General features: G+C 73.5%; 17 protein-coding genes. 8 read left to right on the top strand and 9 right to left on the bottom strand.

Features of this window, described 5'->3' with window-relative positions:
* Positions 1 to 131: 131 nt before the first annotated feature.
* The gene (locus tag LCN96_RS34720; RefSeq protein ID WP_225266655.1) at positions 132 to 626 is read left to right on the top strand and encodes a DUF305 domain-containing protein; all 495 of its coding nucleotides are present in this window, start codon (positions 132 to 134) and stop codon (positions 624 to 626) included.
* Between the two features lie 52 nt (positions 627 to 678).
* On the opposite strand, the gene LCN96_RS34715 is transcribed toward LCN96_RS34720, so the two are convergent.
* Positions 679 to 5,406, bottom strand: coding sequence for a GH92 family glycosyl hydrolase (locus LCN96_RS34715; protein ID WP_225266654.1), 4,728 nt, complete (start codon positions 5,404 to 5,406; stop codon positions 679 to 681).
* Between the two features lie 237 nt (positions 5,407 to 5,643).
* On the opposite strand from LCN96_RS34715, the gene LCN96_RS34710 reads away from it, so the two are divergent.
* Complete coding sequence (locus tag LCN96_RS34710; protein WP_225266653.1) at positions 5,644 to 6,486, top strand: WD40 repeat domain-containing protein; 843 nt, start codon at positions 5,644 to 5,646, stop codon at positions 6,484 to 6,486.
* Positions 6,487 to 6,492: 6 nt separating this feature from the next.
* Here LCN96_RS34710 and LCN96_RS34705 read toward each other — a convergent pair whose 3' ends face one another.
* The 4 genes from LCN96_RS34705 to LCN96_RS34690 form a co-directional block, all read right to left on the bottom strand.
* Entirely contained in the window at positions 6,493 to 8,064 is a 1,572-nt protein-coding gene (locus LCN96_RS34705; protein ID WP_225266652.1) for a phosphodiester glycosidase family protein, read from the bottom strand.
* A gap of 103 nt (positions 8,065 to 8,167) precedes the next feature.
* The gene (locus LCN96_RS34700; RefSeq protein WP_225266651.1) at positions 8,168 to 9,151 is read right to left on the bottom strand and encodes a lysylphosphatidylglycerol synthase domain-containing protein; all 984 of its coding nucleotides are present in this window, start codon (positions 9,149 to 9,151) and stop codon (positions 8,168 to 8,170) included.
* Positions 9,148 to 10,230: a glycosyltransferase family 2 protein gene (locus LCN96_RS34695; protein WP_225266650.1), complete on the bottom strand. Its 1,083-nt coding sequence runs from the start codon at positions 10,228 to 10,230 to the stop codon at positions 9,148 to 9,150. The genes LCN96_RS34700 and LCN96_RS34695 overlap by 4 nt, the downstream gene beginning before the upstream one ends.
* A 33-nt stretch (positions 10,231 to 10,263) precedes the next feature.
* Positions 10,264 to 11,469, bottom strand: a complete 1,206-nt coding sequence (locus tag LCN96_RS34690) for an endonuclease/exonuclease/phosphatase family protein (protein ID WP_225266649.1) — start codon at positions 11,467 to 11,469, stop codon at positions 10,264 to 10,266.
* A 135-nt stretch (positions 11,470 to 11,604) separates the two neighbouring features.
* On the opposite strand from LCN96_RS34690, the gene LCN96_RS34685 reads away from it, so the two are divergent.
* The 6 genes from LCN96_RS34685 (at position 11,605) to LCN96_RS34660 (ending at position 16,783) form a co-directional block, all read left to right on the top strand.
* A complete protein-coding gene (locus tag LCN96_RS34685; protein WP_225266648.1) occupies positions 11,605 to 12,645 on the top strand; it encodes a glycosyltransferase family 2 protein in 1,041 nt (346 codons plus the stop codon).
* Positions 12,646 to 12,651: 6 nt separating this feature from the next.
* Positions 12,652 to 13,353, top strand: a complete 702-nt coding sequence (locus tag LCN96_RS34680) for a sulfotransferase family protein (protein ID WP_225266647.1) — start codon at positions 12,652 to 12,654, stop codon at positions 13,351 to 13,353.
* The gene (locus LCN96_RS34675; RefSeq protein WP_225266646.1) at positions 13,350 to 14,354 is read left to right on the top strand and encodes a glycosyltransferase family 2 protein; all 1,005 of its coding nucleotides are present in this window, start codon (positions 13,350 to 13,352) and stop codon (positions 14,352 to 14,354) included. Before LCN96_RS34680 ends, LCN96_RS34675 begins: the two co-directional genes overlap by 4 nt.
* Positions 14,355 to 14,357: 3 nt before the next feature.
* Positions 14,358 to 15,401: a glycosyltransferase family 2 protein gene (locus LCN96_RS34670; RefSeq protein ID WP_225266645.1), complete on the top strand. Its 1,044-nt coding sequence runs from the start codon at positions 14,358 to 14,360 to the stop codon at positions 15,399 to 15,401.
* Positions 15,402 to 15,551: 150 nt separating this feature from the next.
* A complete protein-coding gene (locus tag LCN96_RS34665; protein WP_225266644.1) occupies positions 15,552 to 15,749 on the top strand; it encodes a hypothetical protein in 198 nt (65 codons plus the stop codon).
* Positions 15,750 to 15,751: 2 nt separating this feature from the next.
* Positions 15,752 to 16,783: an endonuclease/exonuclease/phosphatase family protein gene (locus tag LCN96_RS34660; protein ID WP_225266643.1), complete on the top strand. Its 1,032-nt coding sequence runs from the start codon at positions 15,752 to 15,754 to the stop codon at positions 16,781 to 16,783.
* 48 nt (positions 16,784 to 16,831) lie between these two features.
* On the opposite strand, the gene LCN96_RS34655 is transcribed toward LCN96_RS34660, so the two are convergent.
* The 4 genes from LCN96_RS34655 to LCN96_RS34640 all read right to left on the bottom strand — a co-directional run bounded on the left by LCN96_RS34655 (position 16,832) and on the right by LCN96_RS34640 (position 21,037).
* Positions 16,832 to 17,602: an AfsR/SARP family transcriptional regulator gene (locus LCN96_RS34655; RefSeq protein ID WP_225266642.1), complete on the bottom strand. Its 771-nt coding sequence runs from the start codon at positions 17,600 to 17,602 to the stop codon at positions 16,832 to 16,834.
* A gap of 63 nt (positions 17,603 to 17,665) precedes the next feature.
* Positions 17,666 to 18,622, bottom strand: coding sequence for a UbiA prenyltransferase family protein (locus tag LCN96_RS34650; RefSeq protein ID WP_225266641.1), 957 nt, complete (start codon positions 18,620 to 18,622; stop codon positions 17,666 to 17,668).
* Positions 18,623 to 18,638: 16 nt separating this feature from the next.
* Positions 18,639 to 19,721: an NAD-dependent epimerase/dehydratase family protein gene (locus LCN96_RS34645; RefSeq protein ID WP_225266640.1), complete on the bottom strand. Its 1,083-nt coding sequence runs from the start codon at positions 19,719 to 19,721 to the stop codon at positions 18,639 to 18,641.
* Complete coding sequence (locus LCN96_RS34640; RefSeq protein WP_225266639.1) at positions 19,703 to 21,037, bottom strand: aspartate aminotransferase family protein; 1,335 nt, start codon at positions 21,035 to 21,037, stop codon at positions 19,703 to 19,705. Before LCN96_RS34640 ends, LCN96_RS34645 begins: the two co-directional genes overlap by 19 nt.
* Positions 21,038 to 21,263: the final 226 nt, after the last annotated feature.

Genomic DNA, 21,263 nt, shown 5'->3' with positions numbered 1-21,263 from the left:
CCGCAGCCCGTCCCCAGGGGGAGTCGAGGATGCGGGACGGGCTCACGCGGGGGAGGAGAACCGGCAGGAGCACGTCCCGCCGTTGGAGTGATACACCGAACCGGCGGGCGTTCGCGTGCGTACCTCACGACATGCGGTGGAAGACGGCAATCGTGGCGCTGCTCGGGCTGCTGCTGGCGGCGGGCTGTGCCGCGGCGGCGGAGACAGAGAAGACGTACGTGCAGGCGGACGTGGTCTTCAACCAGGAGATGATCACGCATCACCAGCAGACGATCCAGCTCGCCGAGGCGGCGGACGGGCGGGCGGGCAGCTCGTACGTGCGCGAGCTAGCCGGGAAGCTCATCCCGGAGGAGCGGGCGGACATCGCGATGATGGAGTCCTGGCTGCGGTCCTGGAACGAGGCGGTGCCGGTGAAGGCGGCCGCCGGGACGGGCAAGGACCTGCCCGAGGGTGACGGGTTCGACCGGGCGTGGCTGACGGCGTTGTCGGAGCACCTGCATCACGGCGTGATGATGGCCGAGACGGTGCGCAAGTCCGGCAGGCACGGGCCCACGCTGGAGCTGGCCGAGAAGATCATCGAGGTGCAGAACGCGGAGCTGAAGGAGATCACCGGGCGCCTGACCTGACGCCCGGGGCGGTGCGGCCCGGGGACGCGGGAAGCGCCCCCGGACCGGCGGGTCAGGTGGCCGGGCGGTGGACCTCCAGCCGTACCCTGGCCAGCCACGCCCCCCACCCGTCCTGCGGCCGGCTGTCCGCGATCCGCAGGTAGAACGTGCCCTCGCCGCCCACCTCCACGGTGCGCACCCCCCGGTTGGACAGGTCGCGCACGTTCGCGCCCTCCTGGAGCACCGTCCGCCAGCTCAGGTTGTCGGCCGAGACCTGCACCAGGAACTGGTTGCCGAGGTCCATGGTCAGCGACCCCCACCTCGCCCCGGCCGGCAGCTCGAACCGGTAGACGGCCTGGCTGTCGCCGTCGGTGAAGCGGGCGCGCCCGTCGTGCACGGCGCCGTCGAGCCGGGAGCCGTCCTCGTCGAACAGCCACGGCTCCTCGGCGGCGGTGCCCGGCGTGAACTCCACGGTGTCGCCGACCACCGTGATCCGCACCTGCTCGCTCGTCGTCCCGAGGCCGGAGACCGCCGCCAGCCGTACCGGATGGCTGCCGGGAGCCGCCGTCGCCGGCACCGTCACCCGGAACGGCAGCACCTGCGACGCGCCCGCCGCGAGCGGGCCGAAGGCGGCGGAGGCCGGCTGGACGGCCCAGCCCTGGGGCCCCGTCGCGGTCAGCTCGCCGCCGGCGGGCCGGCCGGCGTGGTTGGACACGGTCACCGGCAGCGTCACGGTCTCGCCCGGCGTGGCGAAGACCCCGGCGGACTCGACGGCCAGCGGCGACGTCTCCGGCGCGGACGGTGCGAGCAGCTCGATCTCGGCGAGCGTCCCGCCGGTGAACCTGATCCGGTAGTGCGCGTACGCGCCCGGCTCGGCCACCTTGAACGGCCGGGTCTGCAGCCGCCACGGGAAGCTCTCGCCGGACCGCTCGTCGAGCACCCGCCACGTCTGGCCGTCCGCGGAGCCCTCCAGCACCCAGCCGGCCGGGTCCGCGCCCGCCTGCGGGCCGGAGGTGAGCGTGTAGAAGCTCACCCGCCGCTCGGCGGGCAGGTCGTAGCGCACCCACTCGGGCAGCGCCGCCCGGGTGGCCGAGGTGTCGTCGAACAGCGCGCCCACGTCGGCCCCGCCCGCGCCGGACGCGGTGCCCCGGCCGGGCCCCGTGACGTCGCGCAGCGGCGACGGGACGCGGTCGTCGCGGGTGATCGAGGGCGGCGCGGCGTCCTTGCCGGTGCCCCACCGCGACGGCCTCGGCCCCATCTCGAAGACCAGCTCGCCGCCGCCGGCGATCAGGTCGTGCGGCAGGTACGTCTTGTCCCAGCGCTTGCCGTCGACCTTCAGCCCCTGCACGTAGACGTTGCGCTCGCTGTTGCCCGGCGCCCTGATGACCAGCTTGCCGCCGTTCTCCAGCCGCACCGTGGCCTTCTCGAACAGCGGCGAGCCGATCGCGTAGTACGGGCTGCCCATCTGCAGCGGGTAGAAGCCCAGCGCGCCGAACACCTGCCAGGCCGACATCTCCCCGTTGTCCTCGTCGCCCGGGTAACCCTGGCCGATCTCGCTGCCCAGGTACAGCCGCGACAGCGCCTCGCGCACCCTGGCCTGCGTCTTCCACGGCCGGCCCGCGTAGTCGTACATGTAGGCGATGTGGTGCGAGGGCTGGTTGCTGTGGCCGTACTGGCCCATCCGCACGTCCCTGGCCTCGCGCATCTCGTGGATGACGCCGCCGTACGAGCCGGGGAAGCGCGCCGTCTCCGGCGTGGCGAAGAACGTGTCCAGCTTGTCCGCCAGCTCCTTCGCGCCGCCGTACAGGTTGGCCAGGCCGCGGCCGTCCTGCGGCACGTGGAAGGCCATGTTCCAGCCGTTGGTCTCGGTGTGATCGGAGCCCCAGACGCGCGGGTCGTAGGCGCCCGGCTTGCGGCGGAACGAGCCGTCGGCGTTCCTGCCCTGGAAGAAGCGCACCGCCGGGTCGAACAGGTGCACGTAGTTCAGCGCCCGCTCACGGAAGTACTCGTGCTCCTCCAGGTAGCGGGCCCGCTGCGCGCCCGTGGACCGCTCGGCCAGCGCCTGGGCCAGGTTCGCGATGCCGAAGTCGTTGATGTAGCCGTCCAGCGCCCACGACATCGCCTCGCCGGTGGACTGGATGCTCGTGTAGCCGAGGAACGTGGAGGTCTCCAGGCCCTTGCGGCCCACGTGCCGGCTGGGCGGCACCACCGTGGCGTTCTTCACCGCGGCGGCGTAGGCGGCCTCGGCGTCGAGCCCCGGCACCCCCTTCAGGGAGGCGTCCGCGAAGGCCACGTCGGAGCTGGTGCCCACCATCAGGTCGGCGTACCCCGGCGACGACCAGCGCGCGATCCAGCCGCCGTCCAGGTACTGCTGGACGAACCCCGCCGCCATCTCGCCCGCCGCCCGCGGCGTGAGCAGCGCGTACGCCGGCCACGTCGTCCGGTAGGTGTCCCAGAAGCCGTTGTTGACGTACACCTTCCCGTCGGCCACCCGCGCGCCCGTCTCGGTCGGCGTGCTGGGCGGGGTGCCGGTGGCCGACTGCACCGCGTGCCGGTACACCGGCGCGGCGGCGGTGCCGGTGTTCTCGAAGCCGGAGTTCGGATACAGGAACAGCCGGTACAGGTTGGAGTAGAGCGTGACCAGCTGGTCCCTGCTCGCCCCCGCCACCTCGATGACGCCCAGCTTGGCGTCCCAGGCCCGCCGCGCCCGCTCGCTGACCGTCTCCAGCGTGTCGGTGGCGGCGATCTCCAGCTCCAGGTTCCGCCTCGCCTGCTCGACGCTGATCAGCGAGGACGCGATGCGCATGCTCACCGTGCGCGCCTGGCCCGCGTCGAAGGCGAGGTAGCCGAGCACGTTGTCGCGGCCCTGGCCGGTCAGCCTGCCGCCGCCGGTGACCGGGCGGTCGAAGACGGCGTGGAAGAACATCCGCGTGGCCCCGGTGGACAGGTCGCTGCGCACGTCGGACCAGCCGGTGACCACGCCGGCGCCGGTGTCGAGCGTGAGGCCGCCGCTGTCGTTCACGTTGTCGAAGATCAGCTTCGCCGCGGTGCCGGGGAAGGTGAAGCGGGCCAGCGCCGCGTGGTCGGCCGGCGCCAGCTCCGCCTTGACGCCGTTGTCGAACGTCACGGCGTACAGGTGCGGGCGCGCGACCTCGCGCTCGTGCCGGAAGGGCAGCGCGCGGGCGGTAGGCGACGGGTCAGGCACGCCCTCGGCCGCCGACGGCATGAACTGGAAGGTCTGCCGGTCGCCCATCCACGGGCTGGGCTCGTGGCTGGCCGTGAACGCCTGGATCTCCGGCTGGTTGGCGGCGTTGTTGGCGCGGTGGTACTCGTACAACCAGCTCGTCGAGCCCGCGTCGGTCATCGGCGTCCAGAAGTTGAAGCCGTGCGGCACCGCGGTGGCGGGGAAGTTGTTGCCCCGCGAGAAGCCGCCGGTGGAGTGCGTGCCCCGGGTGGTGACCACGTGGTCCGCGAGGCTGCGGTGCGCCGAGCGCCCCTCGTACGGCTGCCGCCTGCGCTCGGAGACGATCCTGATGTCGTCCACCCAGCCGCGGAACCCGGCCGGGCCGGCGGGGCTGTCGTAGGACACCAGGATGCGGGTGATCCGCTTGCCCCTCGCCACCCGGCCGATCTCGGCGCGCTTGAAGTTCCACTGGTCGGCGTAGAGGGTCTTGGACTCGCCCTGCGCCCTGGGGGCCAGCCGGACGCCGTGCTGGTCCACGGCCCCGAGGTCGCTGAGGTAGGTGCCGTCGCCGAAGGCCAGGTCCACCGAGACGTACGTACTGGGGTAGCGCGGGTCGGCGGCCGTGAACTCGGGGAAGACCAGGTACGACAGCTCCGTGGTGGCCGTCACCGGCAGGTCCACCTCGAACACCCTGTTCACCGAGTGGCCGCCGGCCTCGGCGGTGGTGCTGCCCGCGTACTGCAGGGCGTGCAGGCCCGTGAAGCCGGCGCGCGGCTTGGAGACGTACCCGCCCGTGGGGCCGGTGCCCACCTGCGTGCGCATGTCGCTGGGCGGCGGGGGCCCGCTGCCGCCGTCCGACAGCTCCCACTCGGCGAGCTGCACGATGGAGCCGTCGCCGACGCGGGTGATGCTCAGCCGGTAGTGGGCGTAGGCGGTGGTGTTGCCGAAGCGGTACTCCTTGCGCTGGTGGCGGGCGGTGAACGTCTCGCCGGTGCGGGTGTCGAGGGTGGTCCAGGACCGGCCGTCCTGCGAGCCCTGCAGCTCCCAGTCGCGCGGGTCGCGCTCGGGGGCGTCGTCGGCCGAGGTCAGCGCGTAGTGCACGACCGCGACGGGCTCGGACAGCTCGTACTGGGCCCAGCCCGTGCCGGTGAACACCAGCCACTTCGTGTTGGCGTCGGTGTCGGCCAGGTTCTCCTTCACCTCGCCTGAGGCCGCGTACTCGCCGCTGGCCAGGACCCGGGTGATCCGGTCGGCGACGCTGCCCTCGATGCGGCCGGGCAGGGTGCCGGTGGTGTTCCTGGACCGCTCGGCCGTGTTGGTCCAGGTCGGCTGCGGGTCGCCCGGCTCGAAGGAGGTGGCGAAGGCCGCGCCTTCCGCCCTGGCCAGGTCCTGGCCGTCGCGGGCGGCCCGGCGTACCTCGTCGGTGGGCGGGGCCGGCTCGGCCACGGACGGGTCGGGCGGCGGGCTGTAGGACGGGCCGGGGGAGGGGGTGCCCGAAGGGCCTGGGTGGGGAATGGGGCCGGGACCTCTCTGTGCGGTGAGCGCGGCGGTGGCGGGAGCCGCGAGGGCGAGAGTGATGAGGGGAGCTAAGAGTGCTGTCAGGACGGATCGCTTCATCGGGGACGTTTCCGCAGGTCGGCAGGTCAGGACGAACAAATCTGACAACGTTGTCAACCCCGATCTGGTAAGAAAGTTTCACCCGGGCGGCGCGCTGTCAAGACAGCGCTGTCATGTAGCGCTCCGGCGATTCGCAGCGATATGCGGGCACTCGCCCTGACCGGTGCCGGGGAGGTCTCATGGCCGACGGCGGGCTGCTGCTGGCCACCCCCGGTGCCCGCGTCCTGTTGACCGGCAGTGGCCGCCACGGGCCCGGATCCCGGCTGCCCGACCTGCCGGCCGTCGCCGCCACCCTCGCCGGCCTGGAACGCTGCCTCGTCGGCCGGCCCGCCCGAGCCCAGCCGGCCCTTCACCGGCCACCGCCTGCCCGTCGGCGACATCGCGATGAGCGCGGAGGGCCGCCTGCTCGCCGGGGCCGGCACCAGGGGAACGGTGTGGATCTGGGACGCCACCTCACCGTTCACCCCCGGCCGTGCCCTGCGCGGCCCGCCGGCGATCGTCGGGGTGGCGGTGAGCGCCGACGGCCGCACCCTGGCCGGCTACGACAGCCGCGGCGCCGTCTGGGCGTGGGACACCGCCCGGCCCGAGCGGCCGGCCGGGAAGCAGCTCCTCCAGGCTCCCGACCGGGTGCGGGACGTGGCGCTCGGCGGCGACGGGAAGGTGCTCGCGGCCGCCACCTACTCCTCCGGCGTGCTCGTGTGGGATCCGGCCGGCGGCGGCCCGCCCCGCTCGTTCACCGGCCTCAGAGGCGCGATCCGCAAGGTGGCGGTCAGCGCCGACAGGACGACGATCGCCAGCGTCGACACGGACGGCTCCGCGCGCCTGCGGTCGGTGGACGGCCAGGGACAGACCGGGCCCCAGCTGGACCACCTCTCGACGGGACCGGCGGACCTCGCCCTGGACGGGCGCGGCGCGACGCTCGTCGCGCCGAACGGCGACGGTGATCTGCAGGTGTGGCGGACGCCGGTCCCTCCCGGAGCGCCGGCGGCGTGCGAACGGCTGGCCGCACGCGTGCACGGCACCCCGGAATGGACCCGGCACCTCGGCGACCTCACGGTCCGCGAGGCCTGCCACCTCTAGAGAGGGTTACGGCCGCACCAGGATGACGTTGCCCAGCGACCGCTGCCCCGCCGCGTCCGAGGGCCGGTTCACGATCCCGCCGCCCGACGTGACCATGACACTCGACCCGCCCCCGTCGAGGTTCATCGCCTCCCGGGCCCCGAGCAGCTTCATCAGCTCGGCGGTCTGCGCCACCCCGAGCCCCTCGCTGTACCCGTCCTGCCGCCCGTCCACGACCACCAGCATCAGCCGGCCCCGCTCGTCAGTCCCGATCATCGAGCGAGGGTTGGCCCGGACGGTCCAGTTGTAGGTGAACGTCTGGTCGGCGCCTTCGCGGATCACCCCGTCGGCCGCCGCGTTCACCGAGATCCTGCCGTCCCGTACCAGGGAGGGGCCCACCTGGAGGATCGTCGTGTCAGGCGTCAGCGCGACCCGGCGCCCCCTGCCGTCCTCGACCCGCTCGGTGACCCTGAGGCGCTCGCCCGGCCTGGCGTGCTCCAGCAGCCACGCCGCGCTGTCGCCGATGGCCTGGATCGTGGAGCCGCCGGCGGGCACGGCCGAGCCGCGCGAGGCGTTCACGGCGGTGACCGTGCCGCGCGCGTCCAGGACGGCCTCGGCGCCGGCTCCGGCGGGCGGCGTGCCCCACTCCGGGGTGAACAGCACGAGCTCGCTCGGGTCCGTGCACTTCAGGTCGTGCTGCGGCCGTTCCGTGGGCAGGTCGCCGCCGACGCCGCCGCAGTTCCAGATCTCGCCGGGCAGCCGGTTCACGCCGTCGATCTCGACGCTGTCGCGCCCGGCGCGCAGGGTCACGTGGGCGGTGTAGGTGTCCACGTCCACCGCGCGGCCACCCTTGGTGATCTTGATGCCGGCGCGGCCCTGGGTGGCGGAGCCGATCAGCCTGCCGTCCTTGACGTACATGCCGCCGGGTGCGCTGTTGTAGAACCACTGCCCGTTGATCCCCGCCACGGCGCCGGCGGCGGTGGCCAGGTCGGTGAGCTTCTCCGTGCCGTTCAGCGCGGCGCCGAAGTCGGTGCCTACCGTGCCCCGGAACTGGCGGAAGTCCACCCGCAGCAGGTGCACCTGCTGCGGCGCGCCCGGGTCGGTGCCGTCCTGCGCGGTGTAGCGGGTGCCGCCCGCGAAGCCGGCCGCCCTGATCGTGGACAGCGCGGAGGCGGCCTCGGCGCCGGTGGCGTACCGGCCGACGCGGACGGTCCAGCCCAGCGTGCCGGCCGGGCGGTCGGCGAAGGCACGCGTGGCGACCTCCTCCACCCGCGGCTCGAACCCCTTCTCCCGCAGCGCGCCCGCCACCCGGTCGGCGATCTCCCGCGCGCCCAGCGCGGTGGCGGCCGTGCCCAGCGGCCCGTCGGCGGTGCCCGGCAGGTAGACGTGGACGGTCCAGTGGTCGCCGGCGTCCTTGGCGCCGAGCGACATCGAGGTCAGCGTCACGCCGGGCGCCACCGTCGTGGTCACCGGGGGCGCGCTCAGCGGCAGCTTCCCGCCGAAGAAGGAGCCGGGCGGCGTGGCCGCCGCGGCCGGCGCCGCTCCCGCGGCCAGCAGGGTCACGGCCGCCGCGACGGCGGAGAGGGTGTTGCGGTGCATGTACGTCCTTGGTCCCGTGCGAAGTGTCTGCCACGGCAGTCAAGGACCCGCCGGTGAACGGGGGGCGCTGCCCGAGGAGCACCCAGGTGAACAGCGTCGGAGATCACACCTTTCGTCCCGTTACGGGCTGGGGCGCCTCGGCCCGTTCGCGGCGGACGAGGTACTCGGCGACCCCGAGGGCGACCGCGCCGAGCAGCACCTCGCTGACGGTGGAGACCAGCCGGCTGGCCAGGGCCACCACCGCGGCGGCCGGGGCAGGCAGCACCACGCTCAGCGCGGCCGTGAGCACCGCCTCGCGGACGCCGATCCCGTCCGGGATGAACACGGCCGCGATGCCGACCGAGGTGGCGAGCGTGAACGCGCCGACGCACAGCAGGAGTGAGCGGGACGCGGGCGCGCCCATCGCGACGGCCAGCGGCCACAGGTGCAGCCCCGTGACCACCCAGGACAGGCTCTGCCAGGCCACCGCGAGCCGCACCCCGCGCACCGAGGCCGCCTTGGCCGCCGCCGGGCGGCGCAGCAGCCGCAGCAGCAGCGCGGCGCCCCGGTTGACGAGCTGCGGGCGCACCAGCACGGCCACGACCAGCACGGCGGCTCCCGCCAGCCACGCCGCCCGCGCCCCCAGCACCTGCACGCCCGCCAGCAGCCCGATCGTGAACCCGCTCAGCAGCACCAGGCTCATGACGAGCGCCGCCGTGGTCATCAGCCGGCCGAAGGTGATGCCGTTGACCGTGGCCACCTTGGCGGTGGCGAGCATGCCGGGCACCCGTCCCGGCAGGTACTTCGACAGGAAACCGACGAAGAAGATGCGCACCACGCGCGGCCCGCTGATCGCCGGCCCCAGCTCCAGCAGCACGACGCGCCAGGCCAGGAAGCCGAACGACAGCCCGGCCGTGCTCGCCAGCAGCGAGCCGCCGAGCAGCAGGGCGATCCGGCCGGCGTCGTTGCGGGAGAACAGGACGCCGACCACGCTCCAGTCCAGCCGGGACATCGACCACGCGATGGCGGCCAGGACGGCCAGGACGAACGCCGCCACCAGCGCCCGCACCACCGGCCGGGGCAGCCGGGGAAGCCTGATCCTCCTCACTCGCGTGCCCCGCCCGACGGCACCGGGGACGGGCCCGTCCTGATCGGCTCGCCCCGGCGGCGGCCCAGCTCGTAGGCGACGCGCAGCAGCCCCACGCAGGCGCCCAGGAAGAAGGCCGCGTGGAAGCAGAGCTGCATCCACGCCACCCACCCGGCGAAGCGCACACCCCGGTGGCGGCGGGCGAACCCGAGGAAGACGCGGTTCCGGTAGAGGAACACCGTCAGCGCCGCCGCCGGCACGGCCAGCAGCCAGGGGCTGACCAGCGCGAGCGGCAGCGTGAGGAACACGGCCGTGGCCGAGGCCGAGGACAGCCTGGGCCCCTTGCGGCGCCGCTGCCGGCCCGTGCCGATCATGTCGAGCTGGAATCCGGCCCTGCCCTCGCCGCGCAGCCGCCGCGCCCGCACCATGATCACCGGCAGGGTCGTGGACCGCACGAACCGCTCCGCCAGGCAGCCCCAGAACCGGTCCTCGTCGTCGGCCCTGGTGACCACGGCCGTGCTCACGACCCGCCGGTAGCCGGCCGGGACGCGGGTGCCGAACTCGAAGTCCTCGCCGTCGCGCAGCCGCTCGTCCAGGCCACCCGCCTCCTCGAAGACCGAGCGCGGGATCAGCGTGCAGGACAGGAACGTCGCTGTGGTGCGGCTGCGCTCGTAGTGCTCGCACAACACCCGGTAACGCTCGACAGGGCCGTCGTCGTAGAGCGGCTCGATGTCGTAGATGCCCTGCACCAGGCCGCAGTCCGGCGTCTCACGGTACGCCTTGACCGCGTTGCGGATCGCGTCGGGCGCCAGCGCCGTGTCGGAGTCGACGAAGAACAGCAGCGGAGCCGAGCTGCGCGCCACCCCGAGGTTGCGGGCCCCCGCCGGCCCCTGGTTGCGCGGCGACTGGACGAGCGTGCACGGGAACCCCCTGGCGATCTCCGGCGAGCCGTCGGTGCTGACGTCGTCCACCACGACGACCTCCGCCGGCCGGTACGTCTGCGCGTACACCGACTCCAGGCACGCCCGCAGGGTCTTGCTCTTGTTGTAGTTGGGCACGACGACCGCGACGTCATCACGCCAGGCCACCTCGTCGGGCATGGGTCGTTCCTCTCGTCGGTGAAGCGGCGCCGGTCACGGCACCGAGACGACCATGCGCTGGGCCCGATGGTCGGACAGCCCCCGCGCGCCGGGCAGGTCGTAGCGGTGCACGGTCACGTCGGGGCTGGTGTAGAGCCAGTCGATCCGCCACAGCTCGGCGGTGCCGGCCAGGTAGGTCGCCGGATAGAGGGAGGAGAGCGCGGGCGTCCTGTCGACCAGCCGCTCGGGGAGCAGGCGGCGGGCGCCCATCGCGGGGGAGGTGTTCAGGTCGCCGGCGAGCACGACGGGATGGGGGTTGGCCGCGACGTCCGCGGCGAGGGCCCGGTAGCTCGCCTCCCGCCGCAGCGTCTTGCTGACGGCGGCGTCACGGGCCGCGGCGTCGTACAGCCGCCATTCGAGCGGCGGCTGGGCGATCTGAGCGGCGTAGAACGAGACGGTCGTGCCGCGCACGTCGAGGTCGGTGCGCAGCGTCTCGACCGTGTAACCCTCCGGCCAGCCCCGCAGCGCCTCGGGGATCTCCCGCTGGTCCGGCGGCAGCCACGGGCGCAGGTCCAGGCCCCGGTGCCCGACGATCGGGAAGCGGGACAGCGTGATCTGCTCGCCGGACACCGCGACGTGGTAGCCGGGGAACTCGCGGCGCAGCTCGGCCAGCTTGTCGATGCGCATCGCCAGGTCGGCGGTCCAGCGCTGGGACCGCATGTCCCCGGCCGCGGTGTTCACGTACAGGTACTCGGTCAGCAGGTAGACGTCGGCGTCCAGCTCGTGCAGGTAGGCGTAGAAGCCGGGGGAGTACCGGTCGCCGTCGGCGGTGCGCCAGTCCTGGTCCCAGAACTGGGTGTTCCAGGCGGCCACGGTGATGGCCGCGGGGCCCGCGGGCGGCGGGGCGTACCAGAGGGTGGCGTAGTTGATCCCGCTGCGCCCGGCGCCCAGCACCGCGGTGAGCACCAGCAGCGGGATGACGCGCCGGCGCACCGGCCTGGCCAGCGGCGCCACGACCAGCAGCAGCGCGGGCACCAGCAGGAACAGCAGCGGCGGGACCAGCTCGATCGGGGCCCACCACGCCAGGCGCCCGCTGGCCGCCAGGTGGCAGAGCACGAACAGCAGCCACGCCACCGACGCGGTCACCACCAGCCTGGTGCCCAGGCACCAGCGCCGGCGCGGGCGCACGCACCGCCTGACCCGTCCCGCCCAGGAGCTCGCCGGCCGCGGCGAGGGGGTGGCTAGCCGCTGCTCGATCACGGGGCCGAACGTAGTGGGCGCGCCTTGTCCCGTTCTTGTCGCGGCAGGCGCGCCCGCCACGACAAGAACGGGACAAGGCACCGTGCCTACCGTGAGCCGGACATGAGGTCCGACACCGCCGATGGAGCACACATCATGAGTCGGGAGCACCCGCTAGTCTCGGTCATCATCCCCAGCTACAACCGGTCCGGCGTGCTGCGACTCTGCCTGGACGCGCTGCGGGCACAGACCCACCCGCACCTCGAGGTCATCGTGGTGGACGACTGCGGCACCGAGGACGCCGCGCTGGTGGCCGCGTCCATGGGGGCCAAGGTGGTCCGCACCAGGGTCAACGGCGGCCCGACCCCCGCGCGCAACCTCGGCGCCGAGCACGCCACCGGGGAGATCCTGTTCTTCCTCGACGCCGACATCGCGCTCGAACCCGACGCCGTGGCGAACGCGGTGCGGATCCTGCGGGACCACCCCGAGGTCGGCGCGCTGGGCGGCATCCTGCTGCCCGAGTCGCTGGTCTCCCAGAGCCCGGCCGCCCGGTACCGCGCGCTGCAGATGCACCGCTGGTGGATGCCAGCCCACCGGCCGACGCTCGAACTGCACGCGTCCGTGCTCGCCGTGCCCGCCAAGGTGTTCGCCGAGGTCGGCCCGTTCGACCCCCGGCTGCGCGAGACCGTCTCCTCCGACTACCGCGTGCGCGTGACGCGTTCGTACGAGGTGAAGCTGAGCGACGCGATCCGGGGGCGCAAGGACCACGACGCCACCGTGGCGACGATCCTGCGCAAGGTCTTCCGGCGCGCCCGGCTCAGCGCGCTGGACTGGCGCGAGGGGGAGACGCCCGGCGACTCCGTGCCGCGCGCGATCGGCGGCGTCCTGCTGCTGGCCGCCGTCCCGGCCCTCGCCTTACCCCGGGTGCTGCCCGGCGCCCGCTCCGGTGGCGTGCCCGCGCGGGCGCGCCGCGCCGCCGCGCTCGTCCCGCCCGCGATGATCGCGACCGCCATGGCGCTGGACGCGGGCACCTACCGCTTCGCCTTCCGGCACCGGGGCGCCGCGTTCGGGCTGTACTTCTCCGGCGTGCACCTGGCCGTCACCTTCACCGGCGCGCTCGGCGGCGCGGTGGGCGTCACGCAGCGGTTCGCGCTGTCCCGCCTGGACCGGCTCGCCCGGCTCGCGGCCCAGGACTGAGCGGCCATGCGCGTCATCGCCACCGGCTTCGGCCGGACCGGAACGCTCTCGCTCAAGACGGCGCTGGAACGGCTCGGGTTCGGGCCGTGCCACCACATGGTGGACGTCTTCACCCACCCCTGGCAGATCAGGCCCTGGCTCGCCGCGGCCGCGGCCCGCGAGGTGGACTGGGACCGGCTCCTCGTCGGCTACGAGTCGTGCGTGGACGGCCCGACCTCCGCCTACTGGCGGCAGCTCGCCGACCACTACCCGAAGGCCAAGGTCATCCTCACCACGCGCGACCCGGAGCGCTGGCTGGCCAGCATGCAGCGGACCCTGTTCGCGCAGCGGCGGCGCATCGAGTCGGTGCCCGGCCGGGCCGCCCTCCTGCTGTCGTCGCTGCTCGGCACCGACCTCGCCGCGTTCGTCAGGATGGTCGACACGACCCTCGACGCGCGGACCTTCGCCACGGCAGCCGACCGGGAGCCCGGACGGGCCGTCGAGCTGTTCCAGGAGCACATGGCCAGGGTGGTCGCCGCCATCCCGGCCGAGCGGCTGCTCGTCTTCGACGCCGCCGCCGGGTGGGGCCCGCTGTGCGAGTTCCTGGAGGTCCCCGTCCCGGCCGAGCCCTACCCCCGGGTCAACAACTCCTCCGACTTCACCAGGAGCGGCCTCGGCCGGCCCCTGCCGCTGCTGCTGCGCCGGACCGGGCGCCGGGAGGCCCGATGAAGCCGCTGGTCTCGGTCATCGTGCCGAACTACAACTACGCCCGCACCCTGGAGCTGTGCCTGAGCGCGCTGGAGCGGCAGACGTACCCGCGCATCGAGGTGATCGTCGTCGACGACCGCAGCACCGACGACTCCGTGGCGGTCGCGCACCGGCACGGGGTGCGCGTCGTGGTCACCGACACCAACATCGGCGCCCCGGCGGCGCGCAACCTCGGCGCCGAGCACGCGCGCGGCGAGGTGCTGTTCTTCCTCGACTCCGACCTGGCGCTGGCCGAGGACGTGGTCGAGCACGCGGTGCGGCTGCTCACCACCGACCCCACGCTGGGGGTGGTGTGCGGCACCTACGACCCGGAGCCGCTGATCCCCGACAGCCTCGTCGAGCGCTACCGCAGCCTCCAGCTGCACTACTGGATCTCCGGGGACGAGGGCGAGATCAGCACGATCTACTCCGCGCTGTTCGCCATGCGGGCGGAGGTCTTCCGCGAGATCGGCCCGCTCAACCCGGCGCTGCGCCACAGCGAGAACGCCGAGTACGGCCACCGCGTCACCCAGCGCTACCGCATCGTGCTCGACAACCGGATCAGGGGCAGGCACGACCACGACGACCGGCTCAAGGTGGTGCTGTCGAAGTTCTTCCACCGCGCCCGCCTGCACATCCCGCTCTACCTGCGCCGCCCCGACTTCAACGGCGGCCCGGCCAACAGCAGCCGCGGCTGGGGCTCGCTGGCCGCCCTGTTCGCCGTGCTCGCCGCGCCGCTGCCGGTCCTGCTCGGCCCGGCCTGGCTGGCCGCGCCGGCCGTGCTGCTGGCCGGCTCGATCGCCGCGGACCTGGGCATGTACCGCTTCGTCCGCCGGTACGCCGGCATACCCTTCACCCTGTTCTTCACCGGGGTGCACTTCCTGGTGAACGTCACCGTCGCGGTGGCGGTGTTCGCCGGCGCCGCCCAGTGCCTGGTGTCCAGCAGGTTCCGCCGCACGTACGACCTGCCCGCGGAGGTGTGAGCGATGACCGGGCAAGGGCCCCTGGTGTCGGCGATCGTGCCCAACTACAACTACGCCGCCTCGCTGGAGCTGTGCCTGCGCGCGTTGCAGGCGCAGACGTACCGGCCGATGGAGCTGATCGTCGTGGACGACGGCAGCACCGACGACTCGGCGGAGGTCGCGCGGCGGCTCGGCGTGCGGGTGATCCGCACCGAGCGCAACCTGGGCACCGCCGCCGCGCGCAACCTCGGCGCGGAGCACGCGCGGGGTGAGATCCTGATGTTCGTGGACTCCGACGTGGCCGCCTACCCCGACGCCGCCGAGGTGGCGGTGGGCCTGCTCGCCGCCGATCCGCGGCTCGGCGCCGTGTCCAGCGTGCACGACCCCGAGCCGCTGATCCGCGACAGCCTCGTCGAGGAGTACCGCGCGCTGCAGTACCACTACTGGACGGTCAGCTCAGAGGGGCCCGTGTCGTTCCTGTTCCCGGCGCTGATGGCGATGCCGCGCCGCGTGTTCGACGAGGTCGGGCCGTTCAACCCGCGGCTGCGCGAGACCGAGGAGGTCGACTACGGCCACCGGCTCACCCAGCGGTACGAGATGGTGCTCACCACCGCCGTGCGCTCGCGGCACGACCACGACGACAAGCTGGTCAAGCTGCTGCGCAAGCTGTACCGGCGGGGGCGCGCCCGGGTGCCGCTGTACGCGCGGCGGCGGCGCTTCGCCCGCGGCTTCGAGACCTCCAGCCGGGCCGGCGGCAGCCTCGCCGCGCTGGCGGCGCTGGCCGCCCTGCCCCTGGCCGTCCCGCTCGGCCCGGCCGGCGCCGGGCTCGCGGCCCTCGCCCTGGCCGTGTCGCTGCTGGCCGACCTCGGCATGTACCGCTTCGTGCTGCGCCGGCGGGGGGTGCTGTTCCTGCTGTATTTCGGTGCCGTGCACTTCCTGGTGAACGTGGCCATCGCGGCCGGGGTGGCGGCCGGGGTGGTGCGGTGGTCGTGCTCGGCGCGCTTCCGCCGGCTCTACGACCCCGATCCGATCATGCGACGGCCGGCCACCGGGGAGGCGGCCACGTGACGGCCCCGCTGCGGGCCCTGCTCGGCCGGGCCCGCTTCGCCCGCCCGCCCGCCGCCTCACGCGGCGTCGTGCACCCCGGGGCGCAGCCCGGCGCAGGGGCCCGCCCGCGGACTGACGCTGAGACCGGCGCCGGCGCCAGTGCGCGGGCCGATGCACAAGCCGATGCGCGGGCTGATGGGCGGGCTGATGGGCGGGCCGGTGCGCGGGCTGATGCACGGTCTGATGGGCGGGCTGATGGGCGGGCCGGTGCGCGGAGTGGCGCGGCGGCGGAGGTGCGCGGCGGCGAGCGAGCCGCCAGGCTGGAGCGCGGGGCCCGGCGGGCGCGGCGGCGGATTCCGCTGGTGTTGAGCGTGGCCGTCGCGTGGCTGGTGTTCGTGGTGCTGCACCGCGCCCTGTCCGGCCGGGTGTGGTGGTGGCAGGCCGCCGAGCTCGTCCCGCCGTTCGCGCTCGCGGCCGTCCCCGTGGCGCTGCTCGCCGTGACGCCGGCCGCGGGCCGCCGCGCCCGCAGGGCGTGCGCGGCGGCGGCGCTGGTGTCGCTGACGCTGGGCTGGAGCGGAAGCGGGCTCAACCCCGCCACGCTGTGGCACCACCCCGCCCCCGCCCCACCGGGCGCGATCAAGGTGTTCTCCTGGAACACCTGGTACTGGGACCAGCCGGTGACCACCCTGATGCCCCCGCCCACCGGCACGCCCGCGAGCGACGTCGCCGCCTTCTACCGCTACCTGCGCGCCCAGGACGCCGACGTGCTCCTGCTGCAGGAGTACGTCTACTTCGGCCCCGACTCCCGCCCGATCCGGGTGCACGACCTGGCCCGGCTGCGCCGGGAGTTCCCCGGCTTCCACCTCTCCACGGCGGGCGAGCTGGTGACGCTGTCGCGCTTCCCCGTCGTCCAGGAGCGCGGCATCGAGGGAGGCCACGTGCCGCCCGGCGCCGCCTGGCCCGGCTTCCACGCGGTCAAGACGCTGCGCACGGATCTGCGCGTCGCCGGCCGGACCGTCTCGTTCTACAACACCCACATCAACTCGCCGGTCGCCACGGGCGGCCTCGACCGCTGGCAGCACGAGGCCCGCGAGGCCAACCTGCGCGCCCTGGCCGCCGACATCCGGGCGAACCCGCTGCCCGCCGTCCTGGCGGGCGACTTCAACGCCTCGCCCGCGATGGGCCTGATGCGGCTGGTGCCGGAGCGCATGATCGACGCCACGCCCGCGCTGCGCTCGCTCTACCCCGTGTCCTGGGACGAGCGGCGGCCCCTGCTGTCCCTGTGGCGGATCGACTGGGCGTACACGACGCGGGAGCTCGCCGTCCACGACTACCGGCTGGTCCGCTCGCACGGCCTGTCGGACCACAGCGGGCAGCGGCTCGTCCTGTCGCTGAACCGGTGACCGGGGCGTACAACGTCGCTCGACCGGTGACCGGGCGTACAGCGTCGTTCAACCCGTGACCTGGGCGTACAGCAGGGCCGGCCGGGGCACCGGGTCCGCGCCCGCCCGCAGGATCCGCAGGTGCAGCGCCCGCAGCTCAGGCCCCGGCTCGACCCCCAGGTGGTCGGCGAGGTAGCCGCGCAGGCGGGCGTACAGGGCCACCGCCTCCGCGCCGCGTCCCAGCGCGCACAGGCCGCGCATCAGCATGCTCGCCAGCGGCTCCGCGAGCGGGTAACGCGGCACCAGCGGGGTCAGCTCGGTGACCACGATGTCGGGGCGGCCCAGGCGCAGGTGCGCCTGGGCCCAGGTGACGAGCGCGCCGACGTACTGCTGCTCGATGCCGTAGCGCATGCGCGCGGCCCACTCGCCGGGGATGCCGGTGAGCGGCGTGCCGCGCCACAGCTCCATCGCCTCGCCCAGCAGCCTGGTACGGGCGGCGTCGTCGCGCGCCCGTTGCTGCGCCTGCTTGGCCAGCCGCCTGAACCGGTAGGCGTCCACCCGGTCGGGATCCACCTCCAGCGTGTAACCGCCGTCGCGGCGCTCGATGGAGACCCGCGTCCCGGCCAGCGCCTGCCGCAGGCGGGCGATGTGGGCGTACAGCGAGTCGGCCGCCCGGTCCGGCGGATCGTCCCAGACCCGCTCGATCAGCGTGCCGAGCGAGACGGGCCGGTCGGCGTCGATCGCCAGCGCGGCCAGCACCGCGCGCCGCTGGGGCGGCCCCAGCGGGACACCCCGGCCGCCGGAGGTCACCTCGACCGGTCCCAGTAAGCGGACGTCCATCGCCTTCCTCTCACAGATCGTTGTGCACAGGTCGTTCTCGCAGGGCTTTCTCACGGGTCGTTCTCACAGGTGCACGAGCAGGAGGGTCACGCCGAGGACGGCGGCCCACACCACCGAGTTGGCGACCATGACGCGGTCGCGCAGCAGCACGCGCACCGGATCGCCGCCCTCCTTGTGCACCAGCTGCAGCTGCAGGTAGCGGAAGAGGGCGAAGAGCGCGAACGGAGTGGACAACATCATGGCCGTCTGGCCGTGCTGCGGGCCGAACGGCCCCTCGTCGCGCAGGTACATCAGGCCGGAGACGAGGGCCAGCACGGAGGCGATCTGCAGCAGCCAGTTGGTCAGCTCCATCGAGTAGCCGCGCAGCGCGGGCCGGTGCGGCGCCCCGCCCTCCAGCAGCTCCCGGCGGCGCTTGCCGATGAGCAGCAGCAGGGACATGGAGAACACCGTGATCAGTAGCCAGCCGGGCACCCGGTCCCCGGTCACCTCGTACCCCTGCAGGACCCGCAGCACGAAGCCGACGGCCACCGTGCCCACGTCGATCAGCGGCAGGTGCTTGAGCAGGCGGGTGTAGGCGACGTTCAGCACCAGGTACACCAGCACCGGCCACGAGGCCGCGGGCGATCGGGCGACGACGGCCGCGAGCACCGCGAGCAGCACGGCGCAGCAGGCGGCGGCCGTCAGCACGCTCACCCGGCCGGCCGCGACGGGGCGGTGGCGCTTGACCGGATGGAGACGGTCGCGGTGCCGGTCGGCGATGTCGTTGCCGATGTAGACGGCGGCGGAGGCCACCATGAACGCCACCGTGGCCCACATGACCTCGACCACCTCGGCCGGCGTGGGCGGGGCCGCGCCGATGAGGGCCACGGGCACCAGCAGGATCGCCTTGGCCGCGTGGGAGGGCCGGATCAGGGCGGCCAGGTCGGCGAGCGGGCGCCTGCGGGTCTGCGTGTCCCGGTCCTGGGTGTCCTCCTGACGCTGCGGGCTCTCTGGAACGTCCGCCGATTCGACAAGGCGCATGGTTCACCCCGATAGCTCAGAAGAAGACCTTCGCCAGCGACAGCGCGCCCTGCCGCCACGCGTCACGGCTCGTCGCGCCGCCCTTCGCGCCGCCGTTCGCACCGGCCTTGGCGTCGGCCGCTGACCCGGCCGCTGACCCGGCCGCCCGGTGTTCGCGCCACCAGGCGTACGTGCGCAGGATCGCGTCCCGGTTGGACAGCCGCGGGCGGAAGCCGAGCCGTTCGCGGGCCTTGTCGATGCTGACGTAGGAGTCGGCGAGCAGCTTGCGCGCCAGCCGCCCGTACACCGGGGACAGCCGGCTGCGCTCCAGCAGCCGGAGCCCCGCCAGGGCCGGTCCGGCGGGCAGCGAGACCACGCGCTTGCCGTGGCCGGCCGCGTCGAGCACGGCCTGGAAGTCCTCGCGCAGCGTGCCGAACTCGGCGGCGGCCAGGTTGTAGGTGTCGCCGGCCACGCCGGCCGGCGCGTCGAGCACGACGGTCACGGCGTCCACCAGGTCCTCGATCGCGAACATCTGGATGCGCTTGTCGCCGCTGCCGAGCACCGGGAAGTTGCGGCCCTCCTCGGCCCACTCGAACAGCATCGCGAACAGGCCCATCCGGCCGGGGCCGAGGAAGGTCTTCGGGCGCAGGATCGGCACGCACATGCCGCCGGCCCGGTACTTCTCGGCCAGCTCCTCGGCCGCCGCCTTCGCCCTGGTGTAGGGGTCGACCGGCGCGCGCGGGTGGTCCTCGGGGGTGGGCACGAGCGCCGGCAGCCCGTACACGGCGGTGGAGGAGATGTGCACCAGCCGCTCCACGCCGGCCCGTCGCCCCGCCTCCAGGACGGTGGCGGTGCCGCCGACGATCAGCTCGTGGATCTGCTCGGCCGGGTAGCTGGGCAGCGCGCCCGCGCAGTGCACGACCGCGTCCGCGCCGGTCATCGCCTCCGTCATCAGCGCCAGGTCACGCACGTCGCCGGTCCGGTGCGCCGCCGCCAGCAGCGGGTCGGCCTGGGGACGCAGGTCCACGCCGAGCACGTCGTGGCCGTCGAGCACGAGCCGGCGGGCCAGATGGCCGCCGAGCATGCCGGCGCTGCCGGTGACTACGACCCGGCGGGCCATCGCGACCCCACCTTCTCCCGTACGAACCGGGCGAGCAGCCGGGGCAGCCCCTTGGCCAGCGTCTTGTCGAGGCTGTCCAGGAAGTACTCGAGGTCCTCCTGCTCGATGGCCAGGGTCGGCGCGACGACGAGCGGGTTGTCGGCGTTCGGGCTGTAGTAGGAGACGATGCCGTGCTCGCGGTACAGCTCGGCGATCACCGAGAGCGTGATCAGCTTGGTACGGAACTGCGGGTCGCCGGAGAAGCCCGGCGCGAGCTTGGCGGCCAGGTCGAGCACCTTGGGCCCGCCGCTGAGGAACACCCCCCACAGCGCGCCCACCCCGCTCACCTTGCCGACCACGTCGGGGTGGCGCTTGTGGACGGTCTGCAGGCCGGGGCCCAGGACGCGCTCGATCTGCCGGGCCCTGGCCGGGTAGTCGTCCTCGACGACGATGTTGACCGCCTCGATGGCGGTGACGGTCTCCTCGCCGAACCCGTAGTAGGTGGTGCTGTGCAGGATGACGTCCGCGAGCCGGTCGTAGGCCTTGCGGAAGACGGACTCGCGGGCGGTGTAGCCGGAGATCGACGCCTTGCCGCCGCCGAGGGACTTGGAGTAGACGAGGATGTCGGGCAGCAGGCCGGGATGGCGCATGAAGTAGAAGAGGCTGCCCGTCTTGCCCCAGCCCGTATACACCTCGTCGAAGATGAGGATGATGTCGTCGGCGTCGCAGAGCCGGCGCAGCTCGTACAGGTCGCTCTCCGACCAGCAGCGCATGCTCGACGCGCTGTACGGCTCCGCCATGATCGCGTAGACGTCGCACCCGCCGTCGGGGGTCCGGGCGGCCTCGACGGCCGCGCGCACGGCCGCGATGTCGCCGTAGGGGTGCACGACGATGCCGGGCAGGCCGGGGAAGCGGAAGGAGTTCTCCGACGATCCGGTCAGGCTGCCCGCGCCCAGGGTCTTGCCGTGGAAGCTGATGTCGGAGCGCAGGATGGTGTTGCGGCGGCCCCCGTGGTACTTGTACGCCATCTTGACGGCGCCCTCGTTGGCCTCCGCGCCGGAGTTCGGGAAGTAGGAGATGTTCAGGTCGCCCGGCAGCAGCTCGGCGATGTTGTGGCTGAGGGCGGCGACGTACGGCGAGAAGAACGCCTTGTGCACCTCCATGCGCCGGCCGTCGGCGAAGCGGCGCCTGGCCTGGAGGATGCGGGGGTGGTTGTGGCCGTGGTTGAGCACGCCCACCCCGCCGGTGACGTCAAGCACCTCGCGGCCGTCGCGTGTCCTGATCCGGGCGCCCTCGGCGCTCTCGACGAGTTCCCGGCCGAAGCCGAAGGAGGTCATGAGGCTGACCTGGCTGCGGCTGACGTACCTTCTGTACAGATCCTGGACCTGTTTTACGGTGAAACTTTCACACTCGTCTACGCCGATGAGCCTGGCCACGGCCGCCCTTCCCGGATCGTGTTAATTCCGCTGGTGCCCGGCCTTCTTCGCGGCGGCGAGAAAAGGTGAGACATGCGGTCAACAATGTCGAGCCCGGCTACACCCCGTGCCATACAAATGTGTATAG

The sequence above is a fragment of the Nonomuraea gerenzanensis genome, from assembly GCF_020215645.1.
Lineage (GTDB): Bacteria > Actinomycetota > Actinomycetes > Streptosporangiales > Streptosporangiaceae > Nonomuraea > Nonomuraea gerenzanensis.
The sequence above is the reverse complement of the archived record's forward strand: the minus strand, read 5'-3'. Positions and strand labels throughout refer to the sequence as shown.